Below are 19,270 nucleotides of genomic sequence, written 5' to 3'. Positions count from 1 at the left end.
CTCCCCCGGCTGACCGATGCTGTCCCTCTTCGCCCCCGAGGCCGCCCTGCAGAGCTTCGTGCTTGCCCTGTCGAGCCTGTTCTCCATCGTGAACCCCATCGGCTCGGCGCTGATCTTCGCCCAGGTCACGGCGCAGAACTCCCACGCGGAGCGGGTGGAACTGTCGAAGCGCATCGGCTTCTACGCGGCGCTGATCATGCTCTCGGCCCTGTGGGCCGGGGCGCCGATCCTCAACTTCTTCGGCGTGTCCCTGGCGGCGCTCCGCATCGCCGGAGGCCTCGTGGTGGCGGCCTCGGCCTGGACCCTGCTGACGGCGCCGGAGGCGCGCGAGGCGCGCAAGCACGCGGAAGCGCAGGGGAGCACGCCCGACAACCTCGCCGAACTCGCGTTCTTCCCCCTCACCCTTCCGTTCACCACCGGCCCCGGCACCATCGCGGTGGCCATCGCGCTGGGCTCGAACCGTCCGGCGCCGGGCCCGGACCGGATCGGCTTCTACATCGGCATGTCGCTCGCGGCGCTGGCCATCGCGGTGATCGTGCGCTTCGTCTACGGCTCGGCCGACCGGGTGGTGATGTTCATCGGCCCCGTGGGCGCACGGGTGCTCGGACGCCTGTTCGCCTTCCTGCTCCTGTGCGTCGGCACGCAGATCACCGTGAACGGCGTCACCGACGTGCTGGGGCCGTTGCTGCCCCCGCGGTGAGCGGGACCGCGCTCGTCCTTGGCAGCCTTCACCCGAGGCTGTACCGCACGGGGCGGAATTCATTCGGAAAGGGCACGGAATGCGGCTCGTGGTGGTCGGCGCCGGCGGGCGCATGGGGCGGATGCTGATCCGCGCGGTGGCGGAAGCCGAGGGCTGCACCCTGTCGGGCGCCATCGAGCGGGAGGGCGCCCCGGTGCTGGGCCAGGATGCCGGCGTGCTCGCGGGCCTCGCGCCCCTCGGCGTCGCCGTCACCGACGACCCCCTGCCGGTCTTTGCCGCCGCCGAGGGCGTCCTGGACTTCACGACGCCGGCCGCGACCACGTTCTTCGCCGAACTCGCCGCGCAAGCCCGCATCGTCCACGTGGTCGGCACGACGGGCCTGGAAGCGGCGGACCTGCAAAAACTCGCGGCGGCCGCCCACCACGCCCGCATCGTGCGCTCGGGCAACATGTCGCTCGGCGTCAACCTCCTGGCCGGCCTCGTGCGCAAGGTCGCGGCGGCGTTGGGCGAGGAGTTCGACATCGAGATCGTCGAGATGCATCACCGCATGAAGGTCGACGCGCCCTCCGGCACCGCCCTGCTGCTGGGCGAGGCGGCGGCGGAGGGGCGCGGCGTGGCGCTGGCCGACACGAGGGTCTCGACCCGCGACGGCCATACGGGCGCGCGCCGGCCCGGCGACATCGGCTTCGCCACCCTGCGCGGCGGCACGGTGGTGGGCGACCACAGCGTCGTCTTCGCCGGCGCGGGCGAGCGCCTGACGCTGAGTCACCACGCCGAGGACCGGGGCATCTTCGCCCGCGGCGCCGTGCGTGCGGCGCAATGGGCGTTCGACCGCCCGCCGGGTCTCTACGGCATGGCCGACGTCCTCGGCCTCTGATAAGGGCCTGCCGGCCAAAGGCTTGCTGTCCGAGGGTTTGCCGGCCAAAGGCTTGCCGGCCAGGGACTTGCCGGCCAAAGGCTTGTTGTCCGAGGGTTTGCCGTCATTGCCCGTTCAGCTACGGGCGCCCACATACCCGACCGGTCCAGCCTTTTGCTGCACCGCACCAAAACTGGATTCAGGGGATCGATTCGCGATGGAGCGCCTGCTTGTCCTCGCTCGCCACGGCCAGAGCGAATGGAATCTCAAGAAGCTGTTCACGGGCTGGCGCGATCCGGAACTGACGGAGCTCGGCATCGCCGAGGCCCGGACCGCCGGCCGCTGGCTCGGCCAGCAGGGCCACCGGTTCGACGTCGCCTTCACCTCGAACCTGCGCCGCGCCCAGCGCACCTGCGCGCTGATGCTGGAGGAGATGGGCCAGCCCGAGGTCGAGACCATCCGTTCGGAGGCCCTCAACGAGCGCGATTACGGCGACCTGTCGGGCCTGAACAAGGACGATGCCCGCGAGCGCTGGGGCGACGCCCAGGTGCACCAGTGGCGCCGCTCCTACGACATCCCGCCCCCCGGCGGCGAGAGCCTCAAGGACACCGCCGCGCGGGTCCTGCCCTACTACATCCAGACCATCCTGCCCCGGGTCATGGCCGGCGAGCGCGTCCTCGTGGCCGCCCACGGCAATTCCCTGCGCGCCCTCGTCATGGTCCTCGACGGCATGACCACCAAGACCATCGCCAGCCTCGAGATCGCCACCGGCATCCCCCTGGTCTACCACCTCAAGGCCGACACCACGGTGGAGAGCAAGTCGGTCCTGGAGCGCGACATCGACCACGACGTGTGATGGCGCCGCCCGTCGAACGCGTTTCGGTCGAACTGATGCCGGGGCTGATCCTCCACCCCGGCTGGCTCGACGGGCCCGCGCGCACGCGCCTGGCGGCGGACCTCGCCGCGGGCTTCTCGGTTGCGCCGCCCTACCGGCCGCGGATGCCGCGCACGGGGCGGCCGTTCTCCGTGACCATGACCAATTGCGGCCCCCTCGGCTGGGTCTCCGATATCGCCGGCTACCGCTACCAGGCCCACCACCCCGAGACCGGCGCGCCGTGGCCGGCGATTCCCGAGCTCGCCCTGCGCGCCTGGGACGACCTCTCCGGCTATCCGGCCCCGCCCGAGGCAGCCCTCGTCAACCTCTACGCCGCCGACGCGCGCATGGGCCTGCACCAGGACCGCGACGAGGCCGCCCTCGACGCCCCGGTCCTGTCCCTGTCGCTGGGGGCCTCCGCCCTGTTCCGCTACGGCGGCACGAGCCGGAGCGACCCGACGCGCTCGGTCCGCCTGCACGCGGGCGACGCCCTCGTCATGGGCGGGGCCGCACGCCTCGTCCATCACGGCATCGACCGCATCCTGCCGCGCCCACCCGATCTCCTCGGCGCCGGCGAGGCCATGCCGGCGTTCCTGCCGCCGGACGGGCGATGCAACCTCACCCTGCGCCGCGTGACGCGGCCCAAGCCGTCGCCGACGGCTTGACACGGGCGGGGCTGGGGCCGACCCATCGCCATGGGCCCCGTCCGGCGTCGGACGGGACCGAGGCCCGGCGCGAGACCGGGCCCTTGCGGAGAAACGACCCGATGCGTCTGCGTAGCCTCGCCCGCCCCGTCACGATCCTGGCCCTCCTCCTCGGCCTGACGCAGGCGGGCCGCGCGGCCGACCCGGTGTTTCCGCCAAGCTCCCGCTTCGGCTTCCAGCCACCGCCGGACATGGTCTCGTCGAAGCGGTTCTCCGGGTTCGAGCGGGTCGAGGGCGGCGCCACGGTCTCGGTGGTCGAACTGCCGCCCAACGCCTTCGCCGAACTGGAGCAGAGCTTCACCGACGCGAACCTGAAGCAGCAGGGCTTCGTCGTGTCGAACCGTCAGGCGATCAAGGTCGCGGGCGACGTCGATGCGGTGCTGTTCACCGGCGAGCAGCCGGCGGCCGATCCGAGCGCCGGCCCGTCGATCAAGAAGTGGATGCTGCTCGTCGGCGATCCCACGGTGACGGGCATCATCATCGCCCAGACCACCCCCGACGCCGAGACCGACGAGAGCATGGTCGCCATGCTCACCGGCATCCACATCCGCCCCGAACTCACCCTCGATCAGCAGGTCGCCGCCCTGCCGTTCCGGATCGGCACCCCGGCCGGATTCCGGCCCGTGCGGGTGCTGGCCGGCAATTCCGTCCTGATGACGCAGGGCCCCAAGGACCAGATGCTCGGCCTCGAACAGCCGATCCTGGTGCTGGCCCAGGCGGTCCAGCCCCCGCCCCAGCCCGAGCAGCGCGAAGCCTTCGCCCGCACGGCCCTGGCCTCGAACCAGACCATGAAGGACTTCATCGTCGAGCGCTCGCAGAGCTACCGCCAGAAGGGCGTCGACTGGCACGAGATCGTGGCGCGGGCGACGGACATCGCCTCGAGCACGCCGGTGGTGATCTCGCAGACCATCCGCTTCGCCCCCGACGGGTACCTGCGCGCCGTCGGCGTCGTGCGGGCCGACCACCGCGAGGGCGTCCTCGCGCACTTTCGCGAGGTCGTGGACAGCGTGCAGCTGAAGTAGCGCCCGAAACGCCGAAGGGCGGCGGGCCCCTTTGGCCCGCCGCCCTTCGATGTCGGGTCGCTTCCGCGGAAGCGGCTGCCCTCAGGCCGCGTCGGCCGGATTGGCGGCCTTCGGCCCACCCTTGGCGACGCCGACGAGGGCCGGGCGCAGGGTGCGGTCGCCGATGACGTAGCCCGACTGCATGACCTGCACGACGGTGCCGCTCGGCACCTCGGCATCGGGCACCTCGAACATCGCCTGGTGGCGGTTCGGGTCGAAGCGTTGGCCCTTCGGATCGATGGCCTTGACGCCGTGGCGCTCCAGGGTCTTGCCGAGGTCGCGCTCGGTCAGCTCGATCCCGTCGAGGAGCGCCTTGAACGCGCCGGTGGCTTGCGTGCGCTCGGCCTCGGGCACGCTCTCGAGGGCGCGCCGGATGTTGTCGGCGGCGTTGAGCATGTCGCGGGCGAAGTTGGTGACGGCGTAGGTGCGGGCATCCGCGACCTCGCGCTCCGTGCGCCGGCGCAGGTTCTCCATCTCGGCCAGGGTCCGCAGGACGCGGTCCTTGAACTCGTCGCGCTCGGCCACGAGGGCGGCGAGGGCCGGGGCCTCCGGTGCGCCGTCCTGCGTCGGTTCGGCCTGCGCCGTCGCGTCGGTCTCGACCGTGGGGTCGTTCTCCATGCTGTTCGCCATCGTCACTTTTCGTCGGATCGGGGTTGCCGGGGATTGGCGCTGATATCAGGCGCGGGGCCCGTGAAATCAAGCACGGGCCACGGTCAGGCTTCGCGCGGCACGCTCACGCCTCGCGGGGCGGGGGGGATTCGAGCAGGGCGTCGAGTCCCTCCGCCCGCATGGCGGCGACGTCGCTGGCGAACACCTCCATCACGGCGGCGCGGATCGCCACCTGCCGGTCGGGCTGGGTCACCCGCGTGCCGGTGAGGTCGGTGACGTAGAACACGTCCACGGCGCGCTCGCCGAAGGTCGCCACGTGGGCCGAGGTGATGTTGAGGCTGAGCCGCCCCAGGGCCGCCGTCAGTTCGTAGAGCAGGCCCGGCCGGTCGAGGCCGGTGATCTCGATGACCGTCTCGCGGCTCGACAGGGCGTTGTCGATGGACATGTCGGGGGGCACGAGGAAGGTCGGCGTGCGCTTGTCCGGCGGATGCCGGTCGGCCACGAGGTCGGCGATGCGGATCTCCCCGCGCAGGGCGCGCTCGATGGCGGTGGTGATGCGCTTGGCCCGGCGCAGCTCGTCCTCGTCCCGCTCGAACGCCCGCGACAGCAGGATCGAATCGAGGGCGAAGCCGTCCGTGGTGGTGAAGATCTGCGCGTCGACGATGTTGCCGCCGAGGGCCGCGCAGGCCCCGGTGACGATGGCGAGGAGCCGCGGATGGTCGGGCGAGTAGATCGTCAGCTCGGTGATGCCGCGGACGGGGTCGGTCTCGTCGGCGGTGGCGACGGTGCGCCCCTCCGCCGTGAGGGTCTTGAGGAAGCCCGCATGCTTGAACTGGCGGGTGGCGTCGACCTTGAGCCAGTAGGCCTGGTTGTGGCGCCCGGCATAGGCGTCGAAGACGTCGGATTCCCAGTCGGCGAGCTGTTCGCGCAGGCCCATCTGGATCATCCGGACCCGGTCCGTGCGGGCGATCTCGGAATGGCCGCCGGAGAGCACCACCTCGGTCTCGTCGTAGAGGGTGCGCAGCAGGGTGCCCTTCCAGGCGGTCCACACCCCCGGCCCCACGGCGCGGATGTCGGCGACGGTGAGGATCATCAGGAGCTTCAGGCGCTCCAGGGTCTGCACGATGCCGGCGAACTTCTCGATGGTCTTGGGGTCGGAGAGGTCGCGGCTCTGGGCCGTCATGGACATGAGCAGGTGGTGCTCCACCAGCCAGGCCACCGTCTCGGTCTCGGCGGGCTTGAGGCCGAAGCGCGGCCCGAGCTTCTCGGAGATGGCCGCCCCCGCGATGGAGTGGTCCTCCGGCCGGCCCTTGGCGATGTCGTGCAGGAGCACGGCCACGAACAGGGCCCGCCGGTTGGAGATCGAGTCGATGAGGCGGGCCGCCAGGGGATGGTCCTCCTCCGTCCGCCCGGACTCGATGGCCGTCAGCACGCCGAGGGCGCGCAGCAGGTGCTCGTCCACGGTGAAGTGGTGGTACATGTTGAACTGCATCATCGCGACGATGCGGCCGAAATCCGGGATGAACCGGCCGAGCACCCCGGCCTCGTTCATCAGGCGCAGGATGGTCTCGGGCGAGTTCTTCGAGGTCAGGATGTCGAGGAACAGCCGGTTGGCCTCCTCGTCGGACCGGAGCGAATGGCCGATGAGGCGCAGGGAGCGGTTGGCCACCCGCGTCGCGTCCGGGTGGATCGGCAGGTTGTGACGGTCGGCGAGCCAGAACAGCCGGATCAGGTTCACCGGGTCCTTCACGAAGACGTCGCCGTCGCGCAGGTTGATCCGGCCGTGGTCGTCGACGAAATCCTCCGCCTCGATGGCGGTGGCGCGGAAGCGATCGCGAAAGCGGCCGATCCAGCGGTCGAGGACCGGGGTGCGCTTGGCGTGGCGGGCCTCGAGGGCCGCGCACACGATGGCGGTGAGGTCGCCGACATCCTTGGCGATGAGGAAGTAGGCCTTCATGAAGCGCTCGACGCCCGACAGGCCGCCGCGCGGCTCGTAGCCGAAGCGCTCGGCCACCTTCGGCTGCAATCCGAACGACAGGCGCTCCTCGGAGCGGCCGGTGATGAAGTGCATGTGGCAGCGCACCCGCCACAGCAGTTCCTCGCAGCGCTCGAACACCCGGTACTCCTCGGGCGTGAACAGGCCGGCGGGGACGAGCTCACTCTGGTCGCGGACCCGGTAGGTGTATTTCGCGATCCAGAACAGGGTGTTGAGGTCGCGCAGGCCCCCCTTGCCGTCCTTGACGTTGGGCTCGACGAGGTAGCGCGAGGCGCCGGCCTTGGTGACGCGCGCGTCGCGTTCGCGCAGCTTGGCCTCGACGAATTCGGGCGCCGTCCACATCACGAGCTCGGTATCGAACCGGGTGACGAGTTCCTCGTAGAGCGCCCGGGTTCCGAACAGGTAGCGCGCCTCCAGGAGCGAGGTCCGGATGGTCATGTCGGCGCGGCCCTCGCGCAGGCACTCCTCCACGGAGCGCGTGGCGTGGCCGACCTTCAGTTTCAGGTCCCACAGCACGTAGAGCATCGCCTCGACGACGCTCTCGGACCAGGCCGTCTGCTTGTAGGGCAGCAGGAACAGGAGATCGATGTCGGAGCCCGGCGCCATGGTGCCCCGGCCGTAGCCGCCGGTGGCGACCACGGCGAGCTGCTCGCCCGTGGACGGATTGTCGTTGGGATAGAGCCGCCAGACCACGGCGTCGTGGATGGTGCGGATCACCGCGTCCGTGAGGTTGCTCAGGCGCTGGGCGCAGGCGAGGCCGTCGCGCTCCGCGATGAGCCGGGCCTCGGCATCGGCCCGGCCGAGCTCCATCACCCGCCGCAGCTCCGGCACGAGGACGGCCCGCAGGCGCGTCGCCTCCCGGGCGTCGCGGTCGAGTTTCTCGAGGACATCGGCGAGGGCGGCAACGGCGTCGAACATAGTCAACCCCGTTAGCATGTTGGCGGATCGGCGCCAGGGGCCTCGCGGAGGCCGGGCGCGGGGCGCGGGATCGCCCGGCACCGGGGCGCGGGGCGGTTCCGGGCCGGAAACCGGCCCCCTTCGGCCGAATGCACGGCCAAACCGTGCCGATCGCCGCGTGCGGAGCCGCGGAGTCCCGCGTTCCCCCGATCTGGCCGCCATCGCACGAAGGCGTTAGGTTCGGGACCAACCCCCATAAAACACACGAGGAAACGCCCATGGACTCGCAGGCCCTGCGCTCGCTCCAGGCTCCGCTGAAGGATCAGTATCGTGCGACCCCCGACTCCGCGCTGGTGACCCTGCGCGCCCGGGGCAGCCTCGACGACACGTCCATCGCCTGCAAGGTCGAGACCGGCCGGGCCCTGGCGGTCGCGGGCCTGCACCCGGCCACGGGCGGGTCCGGTGCCGAGCTCTGCTCCGGCGACATGCTGCTGGAGGCCCTCGTCGCCTGCGCCGGCGTCACCCTGAAGGCGGTGGCGACCGCCCTGGAGATCGAGCTCCGCGCCGGCACCGTCAGCGCCGAGGGCGACCTCGACTTCCGGGGCACGCTCGGCGTCGACAAGGGAGCGCCCGTGGGCTTCCGGGCGATCCGCCTCGCCTTCGCCCTCGACACCGACGCGCCCCAGGACAAGCTCGACCAGCTCCTGAAGCTGACGGAGCGCTACTGCGTGGTGTTCCAGACCCTGAACCACAAGCCGGACCTGTCGGTCTCGACGACGCGGGGCTGACCGGCGGGACTAACCGGCGGGGGAGATCTGCGTTTCGGGCGCGCCGGCCCTATCTCCCCTTCCACATGATGATTTTTCAGTGGATCGTCGGCGTCCTGTTCGGCGCCGTCCTGTTGGCCGCCCTCGCCCGGCGCGTGGGGGCACCGTATCCGGTGTTCCTCGCCCTCGGCGGCATCGCCCTGGCCTTCATCCCGGCGGTGCCCAACCTCGTCCTCGACCCGGAACTGGCGCTCGCCCTGTTCCTCGCCCCCGTCCTGCTGGATGCCGGCTACGCCACCTCCCTCCGGGACCTGCGCACTCACTGGCGCCCCATCGCCGGCCTGGCGCTCGGCGCCGTGGTGGCCTCGACCCTGGCCGTGGCGTTCGTGGCGAAGCTCCTCGTTCCCGACATGCCCATCGCGGCCGCCATCGTGCTCGGCGCCATCGTCGCCCCGCCCGACGCCGTGGCGGCGCTGTCGGTGCTGCGCCACGTCGAACTGCCGCACCGCCTCACCACGATCCTGCGCGGCGAAAGCCTGCTCAACGACGCCGGCTCCCTGCTGATCTACCGCCTCGGCGTCACGGCCGCCGTCACCGGCACCTTCTCCCTCGCCGAGATCGGCCCGGCCTTCCTCATCGGCATCCTCGGCAGCGTCGTCGTCGGCCCGATCCTGGCCTTCGCCTACACCCGGGCCATGCGGCCGGTCACCGACGCGCCGAGCGTCATCGTCCTGCAGTTCGTCGCCGCCTTCGGCATCTGGATCGGGGCCGAGCACGTCCACCTGTCGGGGGTGCTGACCGTGGTCACCTTCGCCATCACGGCCGCGCGGCTCACGGCCGGGCGCACGCCGCCGCGCACCCGCATCGTCTCCTACGCCGTGTGGGACACGGCGGTGTTCGTCCTCAACGTGCTCGCCTTCGTGCTCATCGGCCTGCAGATCGGCCCGATCCTGGAACGGCTGACCCGGGAGCAGCAGATCTCCTACGCCCTGGTGGGCGCGGCGGTGTTCCTCACCGTGGTGGTGGTCCGCATCGTCTGGGTGCTGTCGGCCAACCATTTTTCACGGTTGGGCGCCGAGGGCGAAACCAGCGACGACAGCGGTCCGGGTGCCGCGACGGCGGTGGCCTGGGCCGGCATGCGCGGCATCGTCACCATCGCGACGGCGCTCGCCCTGCCCGAGGGCGATCCGGGGTTTCCCTACCGCGACCTCATCGTGCTCACGGCCTTCTGCGTCATCATCGGCACCCTCACGGTCCAGGGCCTGACCCTGCGCCCGCTGCTCGGCCGCCTCGGCCTCAAGGACGACGATCCCGTCGGCCGCGAGATCGGGTACGGCCGCACGCAGGCCTACGGCGCGGCGCTCCACAGCCTCGAGGGCGAGACCGGCGCCCATGTCGACGCCCTGCGGGAGGAATTCCGCGCGGCCCTCGATCAGGCCGACCGGCAAGCGGACGGGTTCGCCTCCGAGACCCTTCCCGCCGACGCCGCCCGGCGCGGCACCATCGAGGCCGCCCGCGACCGGGTGCTGGCCCTGCGCCGCTCCGGCGAGATCGGCGACGACGCCTACTACGTCCTGGAGGAGGAGTTCGACTGGGCCGAACTCAACGCGACGCCCCGCGCCGAGCGGTGAGGTTCAGGCGGAAAGCACCGTGCTGACCCGGGCCTCGATGGCATCCCACACGGATACCGCGAGGTCGGGACCGCCCAGGCGCTTGATGGCCCGGATGCCCGTGGGCGAGGTCACGTTGATCTCGGTGAGGTTGCCGTCGATGACGTCGATGCCGACGAGGATCAGGCCGCGCCGCCGCAGCTCCGGGCCGATGGTGGCGCAGATCTCCCGTTCGCGCGGCGTGAGATCGGACGCCGCGGCGGCGCCGCCCCGCACCATGTTCGAGCGGATGTCGTTCAGGGCCGGCACCCGGTTGATGGCGCCCAGGGGCTCGCCGTCGACGAGGATGATGCGCTTGTCGCCCTCGGTGATGCGGGGAAGGAAGCGCTGCACCACCCACTGCTCGCGGAACGTCACCGAGAACAGGTCGAACATCGAGCCGAAATTCGCGTCCTCCGGCAGCACCCGGAACACCGCCGCGCCGCCGTGGCCGTGGAGCGGCTTCATCACGATGGCGCCGTGCTCGGCCCGGAACGCCTCGATCTCCGCCTTGTCGCGGGTGATGAGGGTCGGCGGCATCAGGGTGGGGAAGTCGAGGACGAACAGCTTTTCGGGCGCGTTGCGGACCTCGGCCGGGTTGTTCACCACCAGGGTCGAGGCCGGCAGCCGCTCCAGCATGTGAGTGGCGGTGATGTAAGCCATGTCGAAGGGCGGGTCCTGGCGCATGAGCACCACGTCCGCCTGCGACAGGTCCAGGCGCTCGGGCGCGCCGAGGGTGGCGTGCGCACCCTCGACGTCCTGCACCGTCAGGGCCTCCACCCGCGCCGTCACCCGGCCGTTCTGCAGGGACAGCCGGTCGGGGGTGTAGTGCAGGAGCCGGTGCCCCCGCGCCTGCGCTTCGAGCAGCAGGGCGAAGGTGGTGTCACCGGCGATGCGGATCGCCCGGATGGAATCCATCTGGACGGCGACGGTCAGGGCCATGGCTCTCAAGCCTCCATCTTCGAAAATCGGTCGAGAGCCGCCCCGGACGCTACTTCTTGCCGCCGGTGCGCTTGTCGTAATCGCCGATGGCGGCCTTGCACTCGGGCGACAGGCGGGGCCGGTTGCGATCCATGCAGGTCTCGGCATCCTTGCTGTTGGGATCGACGCCGGCGCAGAGGCGGAAATAGTCGTTGGCGCAGCCGAGCTGCAGGCCCTGGTCCTCGCGCTGGGCCTGGGCCGGACCGGCCGCCAGCATCAGAAGAGCGAAGGGCGCGATCTTCAGGGCCGTCGAGAGGCTCAAGGGTCGTGACGTCATCACGCGCATCCTGCGGTGTCCTTCGTTCTGGGAAGATGGGATGGGGCATATCGGGCAGCCCCGGCGGTTAGCAAGCGCGCGAAAGCCCACGCTTGTTCCCGCGACCTTCGGGCCGCACGCCGGCCCCCTCCCGGTGGCGCCCACAAAAAACCCCGCTCGCGCGAGCGAGCGGGGCCGAGTTCAAGGGAGGGATTGCCCGCCATGGGCGAGGGATTTCATGCAATCCCCGCGCCAGAGATTTCCCGGCCGGCGTGACACATTCGCAACGCCGGGCGGCCCCCCTCGGTGGAGGGCCGCCCCGAGGGGCCCGGGCGCGCCCCGCATCGTCCGTTGGCAACAATCCGTTAACCACCCCGTGATGATCTCGCCGACATCACCGCCACCGGACGGCCCCCGAGGGGACCGGTCCCCGCGGGGGAGACGGCGCCGGGTCACGTGGGTGAGCGGGTCCGGGACGCACACAATGGGACGGGATCGCAGCCGATGAACCTCGACAGGTCACCAGATACGGGAGGTCCCACGCGTCCGACGGCCACCGTCGTGACCTTCCCGGCGGCGGGCCGCCGCCGCTTCCGCCGCGCCGACGACGCGGCGCCGGACCCGCGCGGGGCGATCCTGCTGTTCACCGGCATCCGCTACGAGCGCATGGCGGAACCGGAGACACCGGCCGAGCCGGACAAGCGCGCCCCCCGCCTGCTGCGGCGCTCCTGATCCCGCCACCGCGATCCCCTCCCGACGACCGGACACGACGATGCCGCGACCGGCCGCCACCGCCCGCACGACCTTCCCGACGGCCGCGGTCCTGGCCGCGCTCCTGGTGCTCACCGCCGGCTGCGCGCAGCAGGGCGATTTCGGCCGCCCGAAGCCGGGGGCCTGGAACGGCCTGATCGAGACCACCGGCACCCTGGCGGCGCGCGAGCGCGGCGAGCCGGCCTCGGCCTTTCCCTTCACGGACGACGAAGCCACCCTGCGCGACCGGGCCTGGCGCTTCCTCATGCCCGCGGGCGGACGCGACGCCTTCACGGACATCCTCGCCAACCTCACCCGCAGCCGCGTGCTGCCGGCCGCCTGGCGCCCCGACGCGCCGGAGGCCTACTTCTCCGCCCTCATGGACGGCCCGTTCCGCTCGCCCGTGTCGCGCTATCACCGCCTGTCGGAGGATATCGGCGCGGATGCGCGCCTGCTGCCGGTCCTCGCCGCCACCGCCGCGCGGGTGTTCCAGGCGGATGCCCTGCGCCTGCGCAGCCTGTCCTTCGCCCGGACCGTCGACGACCGCGATGCGCGCCACGCCGCCATGCGGGTGACCGAGAACCGCTGCCTCGTCGCCTGGGTCGGGTTCGAGACGGATCGGCGCCTCGCGCGCTACCGCTACGCCCTCGACCACCTCCTCGTCGCCGTCCCCTCGCCGGAGGCGGCCCTCGTCGAGCGCGTCCTGCGGGCCCTGGCGGAGCGCCGGCCGATCCTCACGGCCCTGGTCCCGCCCGAAGCGGAGGGCCGCTGCGGCTTCGCGGCGGAGGCCGCGATGGACGCGGCCCTCCCGATCCGTCCCATCGTCGCCAAGAATTGAATCTCCGAAGGCGCGCGGCGCCCGGACCCGGTCGATCCCGCTCAGCCGCCCGCCTTGTCCTCGGCCGGCAGGTCCACGGTGCAGGACACGGCCTGGACCGCCGTGTTGGCGGCGGGCCGCTGGCTCGGCAGGGCGGCGATCACCCGGACCACCACGTAGCCCCTGAGGTCGGGGGCGACGATGCGGACGTCGCGGCTGACGTCGTTCTCGTCGGCGTTGGCGAGGGCCTCGTCGTACTGGGCGCGGGTCAGCACCACGAGGTCGAGGGCGCCGCGCACGGCGGCCTGGTCGGTGACGGCGTAGAAGGCCCCGCGCCGGCCGTGCACCGCCAGGGACAGCATCAGCGGGCCGGTGCGGGCCGAGACCCGCATGGGACCGTCGGCGAGGTCGTAGGCGCAGATGCCCACCGCCACCGCCGGATCGGGGATGGGCAGCCAGGCTTCGGGCGGCGCCGGGCCGTCGCCGGTGACCAGGGTGTAGACCGGCATGGCGTGATCGAGGCCCTCGCCCGTGCGGGCGCGCGACAGGGCGTCGGTCTCCGACAGGCGCGGGATCAGGAGGACCACGCCGATATGGACGAGGCCCGCCAGGACGAGGCCCGCCAGGGTGGCAAGGAGGAAGCGGCCCCGGGGCGTCATGCGGCGCATCCCGTGCGGGTGACGGCCGGCAGGGCGGCGCGGTCGAGGGTGCCGGCGCTCGCGGCCACGGGGGTGTCGTAGAGGCGCAGCGCCAGGCGCACGGGGCCGCTCGCCCGCGGCATCGGCAGCCAGTTGCCGGCCTGGACCTCGGGCGAGAGGGTGATGACGAAGCGGCCGTCGCGCTCGCGCAGGGTCTCCGTCGAGGTGTAGCCCTCGCGCACGATGGTGCGCTCGGGATCGCGCGGGCCGCGCCCGGCCACCGTCACCGTCCAGGCCCGGGCCGGCGGGGTGATGCCCGCGATGGTGTAGGTGCAGGTGGCGTCGAGGGCCTGGCCCTCGTCGTCCTGGGCGGCGGTGAGCAGCATGCCCTCGCCGATGGCAAGGGGGATCTCGCCGCGGCGGGCGTTCACCGCCCGCGCGTAGGGGTCGGCCCCGACGGAGCCGGTGCGCGGCCACGCCGTCCAGGCCCCGACGGCGACGCCGCCGAACGGGTATCCGCCCCGCGTGGCGTAGTCGGCGGTGGCCAGCCCGATCCCCGCCCCGAGCGCCAGGGCGTAGAGGACGAGGCTGACGGTGGAGGCCCGGCGCACGGCCTCGCGCGCGGCGCCGGCGATCCGCGCGGCGGCGGTCCGCGCACCCGCACCGGTCTCTCCCCGCGTTTCCGCGGGTGCGGCCCTGTCGGCGGCTCTCATACGTCCAACGCCTTCGCTCACGGGGTGGCGATGCGGCCGGCGGTGCCGGTCCCGTCGGCCACGTCGCCGGCCGGGCGCGGGGCCGTGCCGCTGGCCTCAACGGTGCGGAACAGGCCGTTGACGCCGCCGATCACCTCGAAGGAGCGCCGCGACAGCTTTCCGGCGGCGCTCGCCGCCGGGTTGACCGGGGCGGCGGCCGGGGTCTGGGCCACGGCGCGGCCGACCTCCTTCAGGCCCGGCATGGCCTTGAGCTCGATGCCCTGGTGGGCGGTCTCCATCACGTCGTGCCAGGCCATGGCCGGGAGCGAGCCGCCCGTCATCTTGTTGGTGGAGGTGTGGTCGTCGTTGCCGAACCAGACGGAGCCGACGTAGTTGCCGGTGTAGGCGACGAACCAGGCGTCGCGGTAGGCGTTCGTGGTGCCGGACTTGCCCGCGACCTTGATGCCCTCGAGCTGGGCGCGTTTGCCGGTGCCCTCCTCCACCACCTTGGTCAGCATGTAGTTCATGTCGGCGACCACCTGGGTCGAGAGCACCTGCTCGACCCGCTCGTCGGCGTGGCGGTAGATCACCTCGCCGGACGAGTTCTTCACCTCCATGGCGGCGTAGGGCTTGGCCTTGCGCCCGCCATTGGCGAACACCGCGTAGGCGGCGGCCTGGTCGATGACGTTGACCTCGGCCGAGCCGATGGGCAGCGACGGCGTGTCGGCGAGCGGCGTGGTGATGCCCATGCGGTGGGCCGTGTCGACGATCTTGTCGCGCCCGGCCTTGGCCGCGCGGGCCTCGTGGGAGATGCCCATGGCCTTGCCCAGCGCGATGGAGATCTGGATCGGGATCGTGTTGATGGATTTGGCCACCGCCACCGTGAGGGTCGTCGCGCCCGAGAACGAGCGGCCGTAATTCTGCGGGCACCAGTTGCCGATGCAGACCGGGCGGTCGACCACGCGGGTGTCGGGCCGGTACAGGCCGGAGGTGAGGCCGGCGGCGTAGACGTAGGGCTTGAACGAGGAACCGGGCTGGCGCAGGGCGTCGGTGGCGCGGTTGAACTGGCTCTCGCCGTAATCGGCGCCGCCCACCATGGCCCGCAGGGCGCCGTCGGGATCGAGGATCACCATGGCGGCCTCGTCGACCTCGTACTGGTCGCCGTAGCGGCGCAGGGTGTTCTGGATCACCTCGTCGGCGCGCTTCTGGATGGTGAGGTCGAGGGGCGTCTTGACCGTGAGCACGCGGTCGCTGCGGAAGCGGCCCGCATCGGCCATGCCCTTGATCTCGCCGAACGCCCAGTCGAGGTAGTAATCCGCCGTGATGTCGCGGGTGCGGGTCACCGGCGTCGCGGGATTGCGCAGGGCCGTCTGGATCTGGCCTTCCGTGACGAAGCCGGCCTCGACCATGTTGTGCAGGACGTCGACGGCGCGGGAGCGGGCCGCCGGCAGGTTGACGTGGGGCGCGTACTTCGTCGGCGCCTTGAACAGGCCGGCGAGCATGGCGGCCTCGGCGAGGGAGATGTCCTTGAGCGGCTTGCCGAAATAATAGTCGGCCGCCGCCACCGCGCCGAAGGTGCCGCCGCCCATATAGGCCCGGTCGAGGTAGAGCTTCAGGATCTCGTTCTTGGTGAGGTGGCTCTCCAGCCACAGGGCCAGGAACGCCTCGTTGACCTTGCGCTCGAGGGAGCGCTCGTTGGTGAGGAACAGGTTCTTGGCGAGCTGCTGCGTGATTGACGAGCCGCCCTGGGTGTTGCCGCCGCCGCGCGAGTTCGAGACCAGGGCGCGCAGGGTGCCGATGGGGTCGATGCCCCAATGCTCGTAGAAGCGCCGGTCCTCCGTCGAGACCAGGGCCTTGATCATGATGTCGGGAAAGTCGTCGAGCTTGAGCGAATCGTCGTGCTTGATCCCGCGCCGGCCGACCTCGTTGCCGTAGCGGTCGAGGAAGGTGACGGCCAGATCCTGGGCCTTCAGCCAATTGTCGCTGGTCTGGTTGAAGGCGGGCTGGGCGAGCATCAGCATCACGATGGCGCCGCCGGTGCCGAGGGTCACCGCCTCGCTGGTCAGGTCGAGGGCGCCGCGCTTCCAGCCGCGCACGGAAAACACGTTCATGCGCTCCTGGAAGCGCTCGTAGGTCTCCCCGGCGGAGCGACCGCTGTCGTAGAGGCCCGCGTTCACCCAGGCGTCGAAGGCCAGGGCCGCGCGCTTGATCCGGGTCGTCAGGGAAGTGGCGTTGGGCAGGCGCACGATCTGTTCTTCATGTCCCTGGAGGGCGACCCGACCCGGCCCGCGCCGCGGCGTTCACTGTATCAAGCTCCGCGTCGGTTCGCGACAGGGTCGGATACCACGGGCAACGCGCCCGGCGCCCCGCGCGGCGGATTAAGATCATATTAACCTTGACGCCGGAATGGGGCGCGCCGGTGGCGCTTGCCCATCGGCGCGCCTTGCGGCAAGGGGAAGGTTCGCCCGTCCCGTCGCTCCATACCTTAGACCGGGGTTCCCGAATGCGGGATCGCACGGCCGCACGCCCGTCCGGGCCGCCGGCCACCACCGAACCGTTCTGGCGCACCAAGACCCTGGAGGCGATGTCGCCGTCCGAGTGGGAGAGCCTGTGCGACGGCTGCGGCCGCTGCTGCCTCCTCAAGCTCGAAGACGAGGACACCGGCGAGGTCTACCACACGGATGTGGGCTGCACCCTGCTGGACGGGCACGGCTGCCATTGCCGCGACTATCCGCGCCGCCAGAAGCGGGTGCCCGACTGCGTGCGCCTGACGCCGGAGGCCGTGCGCACGATCCCGTGGCTGCCGCCGACCTGCGGCTACCGCCTCGTCCGCGACGGCCAGGACCTGCCCGACTGGCATCCCCTCGTGAGCGGCCGGGCCGCGAGCGTCCACGAGGCCGGCATCTCCATCCGGGGCCGGGTCTCGGGCAACGAGGAGGAGTTCACCGCCGACGAACTCCTGGACCGCATCGTGACCTGGCCGGCCCGCATCCCCGCCACCGAGGACCCCGAGGACTGAGGCCTCGACGGCGTCAGGGCGACAGGGAAAACCGATCGACGTCGCGCAGGAGATCGCGAAAGGCGCGGGCGCCGTGGTCGAGGGCGGCGTGTCCCGCCTCGGCCGTCCCGAGGCGGGCGTCGCCGATGGCCCCCGCCGGGTTGAGGTCGCCGGCCTTCCAGGCGAAGGCGGCGGGGCGCCCGGCGCGCAGGTGCGTGAAGTCGCGCTCCATCGCCAGGGTCCGGGGGGTGAAGTCGGCGATCCGGTCGGTCCGCACCTGCTCGGGGCGGAGCGCCAGCATCAGGGCGGTCTCGATGCCGCCGCCGTGGATGCCGTGCCGGATCTCGGCCTCGGGAAACAGGCCCTCGGGATAGCCGAAGCGGTTCCAGGCGGTGGTGACCGCGACCATGCCGAAGCGCGCGCGCAGGTCCGCCGCCACGAGGTCGATGAGGCCGCTGTTGCCGCCATGCGAGGTGACGAGGACGAGCTTGCGGCAGCCGGCCCGGTGGAGTCCGGCGCCGATCTCGCCCCAGGCGGCCAGCGCCGTCGCGGCGGTGAGGCTCAGGGTCCCGGGGAAGGCGTCGTGCTCGTCGGATTTGCCGACCCCCTGCACCGGCAGGACGAGGACGTCGAGATCGTCGGCCGGCAAAACATCGTCGTCCCACAAGGCCATGAGCCGGGCGAGGTAGCCTTCGGCGATGTCGACATCCGTGGAGAGGGGCAGGTGCGGGCCGTGCTGCTCGATGGCCGCCACGGGCAGCACGGCGACGGCCCGGCGCATGTCCCGGTCCCGGAGGTCATCGGTGGTGAGGTCGGACCATCGACGGATGGGCATCTGGCCTGTCTCCAACGGGGCCGGGCTCGACCGGGCGGATTTCCTCGAAAACCGCCTCCGACCCCGCGACCCGCCGGCCGGCAGCACCTCTCCTATCGGTGAGACCCGCCCCGTCGGCAAGCCTCGCTGCGGTCGGCAAGCCCCGCTCCGGTCGGCAAGCCCCGCTCAAGGCGGCGAGCCCCGCTCCGATTGACGAAGCCGGCTTGTGAGGGCTCGCCGGGGCGATCGAGCGGGCGCCCGGAGACCGACTCAGCGCGTCCGGCGCATGAGCCAGCCGGTGGCGAAGGCGGCCGCGGCGACGACCAGGAGCGTCGTGCCCCGGTTGTCATCGGCCCGCGCCGCCACGTCCCGGCCGCGCCGGACGGCCTCGTCGCGATAGCCGCGCCCGCGCCGGCGCAGGTCCTCGGCGCGGTCCCGGACGTCGCCCGCGATGGCCCGGCCCCGGGTGCGGGCCCCGTCGACGAATTCGGTCCCGTCGCGGTGAAGGTCGTCCGCCGTCTCGCGGGCGCGGCCGTAGCCGTGCTGGAGCGTCCCGGCGACCTGATCCACGGCCCCGTCGATCTGCTGGCGCGGACGGCCGGTGACGGCGCCCAAGGCGGTGCGGCCCCGGCCGCGCAGGGTGCGCAGGCCACCCTCGAACTGATCCCTGTTCATCCTGAAACCTCGCTCGTTCTCCCTCCGGCGACGGACCGGATCTTCCGTCGCCCCGAACTCCGTGCGGCCCTTCCCGGCCGCCCCGAGGGCGTGAGGTCAAATCTTCTTCACGGCATCGGCCGCGCCCTGGGCCGCGTTCTTGATGCCGTCCTTGGCGTCGCCGACGGTCTTCTGGGCCTCGCCCTTCAGTTCCTGGGCCTTGCCCTCGGCCTGGAGCTTCTCGTTGCCCGTGACGGACCCGACGCCCTGCTTGATGTTGCCGACGGCCTCGTTGGCCAGACCCTTGATCTTGTCCGTCGTGCTGCTCATGGAACGCTCCGAAATTGGGCGCGCGGTCGCGTGCGGCGACCCCCGCCATTGGCCGAGCGAAACGGGGCGGAGCGGGGGAATGTTCCGCCGCGCGGTCCGGCTACCCAGCCCTTTGCTGCGCCGCACGATCATCTTGCTGCGTTGCAAGAAGAGCGGGCGGAGGGGCATGAACAGGGACCGGCGTTTAAAATTTTTTCTGCCTATGTCCCAAATTTTTCGCAGATGAG

General features: G+C 71.7%; 20 protein-coding genes. 10 read left to right on the top strand and 10 right to left on the bottom strand.

The genetic code is table 11. From position 1 onward, the window contains the following. Positions 1-16: 16 nt before the first annotated feature. The 5 genes from FV218_RS09505 to FV218_RS09485 all read left to right on the top strand — a co-directional run bounded on the left by FV218_RS09505 (position 17) and on the right by FV218_RS09485 (position 4,156). Positions 17-700 carry a MarC family protein gene (locus FV218_RS09505; RefSeq protein WP_056090833.1) on the top strand — a complete coding sequence of 228 codons (684 nt, stop codon included), beginning with the start codon at positions 17-19 and terminating at the stop codon, positions 698-700. Between the two features lie 79 nt (positions 701-779). After that, positions 780-1,577 carry a 4-hydroxy-tetrahydrodipicolinate reductase gene (dapB, locus tag FV218_RS09500; RefSeq protein ID WP_056090830.1) on the top strand — a complete coding sequence of 266 codons (798 nt, stop codon included), beginning with the start codon at positions 780-782 and terminating at the stop codon, positions 1,575-1,577. Between the two features lie 196 nt (positions 1,578-1,773). Continuing rightward, a complete protein-coding gene (locus FV218_RS09495) occupies positions 1,774-2,412 on the top strand; it encodes a 2,3-bisphosphoglycerate-dependent phosphoglycerate mutase (protein WP_056090820.1) in 639 nt (212 codons plus the stop codon). After that, on the top strand, positions 2,412-3,095 hold the full coding sequence (locus FV218_RS09490) for an alpha-ketoglutarate-dependent dioxygenase AlkB (RefSeq protein ID WP_147709540.1): 684 nt from the start codon (positions 2,412-2,414) through the stop codon (positions 3,093-3,095). The genes FV218_RS09495 and FV218_RS09490 overlap by 1 nt, the downstream gene beginning before the upstream one ends. A gap of 101 nt (positions 3,096-3,196) precedes the next feature. Then, on the top strand, positions 3,197-4,156 hold the full coding sequence (locus FV218_RS09485) for a hypothetical protein (RefSeq protein WP_056090815.1): 960 nt from the start codon (positions 3,197-3,199) through the stop codon (positions 4,154-4,156). Positions 4,157-4,237: 81 nt separating this feature from the next. On the opposite strand, the gene grpE is transcribed toward FV218_RS09485, so the two are convergent. Continuing rightward, a complete protein-coding gene (gene grpE, locus FV218_RS09480) occupies positions 4,238-4,825 on the bottom strand; it encodes a nucleotide exchange factor GrpE (protein ID WP_147709539.1) in 588 nt (195 codons plus the stop codon). A 103-nt stretch (positions 4,826-4,928) separates the two neighbouring features. Next, positions 4,929-7,718: a [protein-PII] uridylyltransferase gene (locus FV218_RS09475; protein ID WP_056090809.1), complete on the bottom strand. Its 2,790-nt coding sequence runs from the start codon at positions 7,716-7,718 to the stop codon at positions 4,929-4,931. A gap of 257 nt (positions 7,719-7,975) precedes the next feature. Between FV218_RS09475 and FV218_RS09470 the strand changes: the two genes are divergently transcribed. Next, positions 7,976-8,485 (top strand): OsmC family protein, encoded by a 510-nt coding sequence (locus FV218_RS09470; protein WP_056090806.1) that lies wholly within the window; start codon positions 7,976-7,978, stop codon positions 8,483-8,485. Between the two features lie 65 nt (positions 8,486-8,550). Then, complete coding sequence (locus tag FV218_RS09465) at positions 8,551-10,095, top strand: sodium:proton antiporter (protein ID WP_056090805.1); 1,545 nt, start codon at positions 8,551-8,553, stop codon at positions 10,093-10,095. A gap of 3 nt (positions 10,096-10,098) precedes the next feature. Here FV218_RS09465 and gshB read toward each other — a convergent pair whose 3' ends face one another. Both gshB and FV218_RS09455 read right to left on the bottom strand, forming a co-directional pair. Beyond that, entirely contained in the window at positions 10,099-11,055 is a 957-nt protein-coding gene (gene gshB / locus FV218_RS09460; RefSeq protein ID WP_147709538.1) for a glutathione synthase, read from the bottom strand. A gap of 49 nt (positions 11,056-11,104) precedes the next feature. Then, entirely contained in the window at positions 11,105-11,380 is a 276-nt protein-coding gene (locus tag FV218_RS09455; protein ID WP_056090799.1) for a hypothetical protein, read from the bottom strand. Between the two features lie 531 nt (positions 11,381-11,911). Here FV218_RS09455 and FV218_RS22715 point away from each other — a divergent pair. Continuing rightward, positions 11,912-12,082: a hypothetical protein gene (locus FV218_RS22715; protein WP_187273011.1), complete on the top strand. Its 171-nt coding sequence runs from the start codon at positions 11,912-11,914 to the stop codon at positions 12,080-12,082. A gap of 40 nt (positions 12,083-12,122) precedes the next feature. After that, complete coding sequence (locus FV218_RS09450) at positions 12,123-12,938, top strand: hypothetical protein (RefSeq protein WP_147709537.1); 816 nt, start codon at positions 12,123-12,125, stop codon at positions 12,936-12,938. Between the two features lie 41 nt (positions 12,939-12,979). On the opposite strand, the gene FV218_RS09445 is transcribed toward FV218_RS09450, so the two are convergent. Genes FV218_RS09445 through FV218_RS09435 form a run of 3 tightly spaced genes read right to left on the bottom strand, consistent with a single transcriptional unit; the run spans position 12,980 to position 16,493 of the window. Next, positions 12,980-13,576: a hypothetical protein gene (locus tag FV218_RS09445; protein ID WP_056091553.1), complete on the bottom strand. Its 597-nt coding sequence runs from the start codon at positions 13,574-13,576 to the stop codon at positions 12,980-12,982. Next, complete coding sequence (locus FV218_RS09440; RefSeq protein ID WP_147709536.1) at positions 13,573-14,268, bottom strand: DUF1214 domain-containing protein; 696 nt, start codon at positions 14,266-14,268, stop codon at positions 13,573-13,575. Before FV218_RS09440 ends, FV218_RS09445 begins: the two co-directional genes overlap by 4 nt. 17 nt (positions 14,269-14,285) lie before the next feature. Then, positions 14,286-16,493, bottom strand: a complete 2,208-nt coding sequence (locus tag FV218_RS09435) for a PBP1A family penicillin-binding protein (protein ID WP_056090789.1) — start codon at positions 16,491-16,493, stop codon at positions 14,286-14,288. Positions 16,494-16,750: 257 nt separating this feature from the next. Between FV218_RS09435 and FV218_RS09430 the strand changes: the two genes are divergently transcribed. After that, positions 16,751-17,266, top strand: a complete 516-nt coding sequence (locus FV218_RS09430; protein ID WP_147709535.1) for a YcgN family cysteine cluster protein — start codon at positions 16,751-16,753, stop codon at positions 17,264-17,266. 13 nt (positions 17,267-17,279) lie between these two features. Here the strand turns inward: FV218_RS09430 and FV218_RS09425 are convergent, their stop codons facing one another. From FV218_RS09425 to FV218_RS09415, 3 genes are all read right to left on the bottom strand, one after another. Further along, on the bottom strand, positions 17,280-18,080 hold the full coding sequence (locus tag FV218_RS09425) for a creatininase family protein (RefSeq protein WP_147709534.1): 801 nt from the start codon (positions 18,078-18,080) through the stop codon (positions 17,280-17,282). A gap of 249 nt (positions 18,081-18,329) precedes the next feature. Beyond that, on the bottom strand, positions 18,330-18,734 hold the full coding sequence (locus tag FV218_RS09420; protein ID WP_056090781.1) for a CsbD family protein: 405 nt from the start codon (positions 18,732-18,734) through the stop codon (positions 18,330-18,332). Positions 18,735-18,830: 96 nt separating this feature from the next. Next, entirely contained in the window at positions 18,831-19,043 is a 213-nt protein-coding gene (locus FV218_RS09415) for a CsbD family protein (protein ID WP_147709533.1), read from the bottom strand. Positions 19,044-19,270 lie beyond the last annotated feature (227 nt).

The sequence above is a fragment of the Methylobacterium sp. WL69 genome (assembly GCF_008039485.1).
Taxonomy (GTDB): domain Bacteria; phylum Pseudomonadota; class Alphaproteobacteria; order Rhizobiales; family Beijerinckiaceae; genus Methylobacterium.
This window is presented reverse-complemented; position numbering and strand designations above follow the sequence as displayed.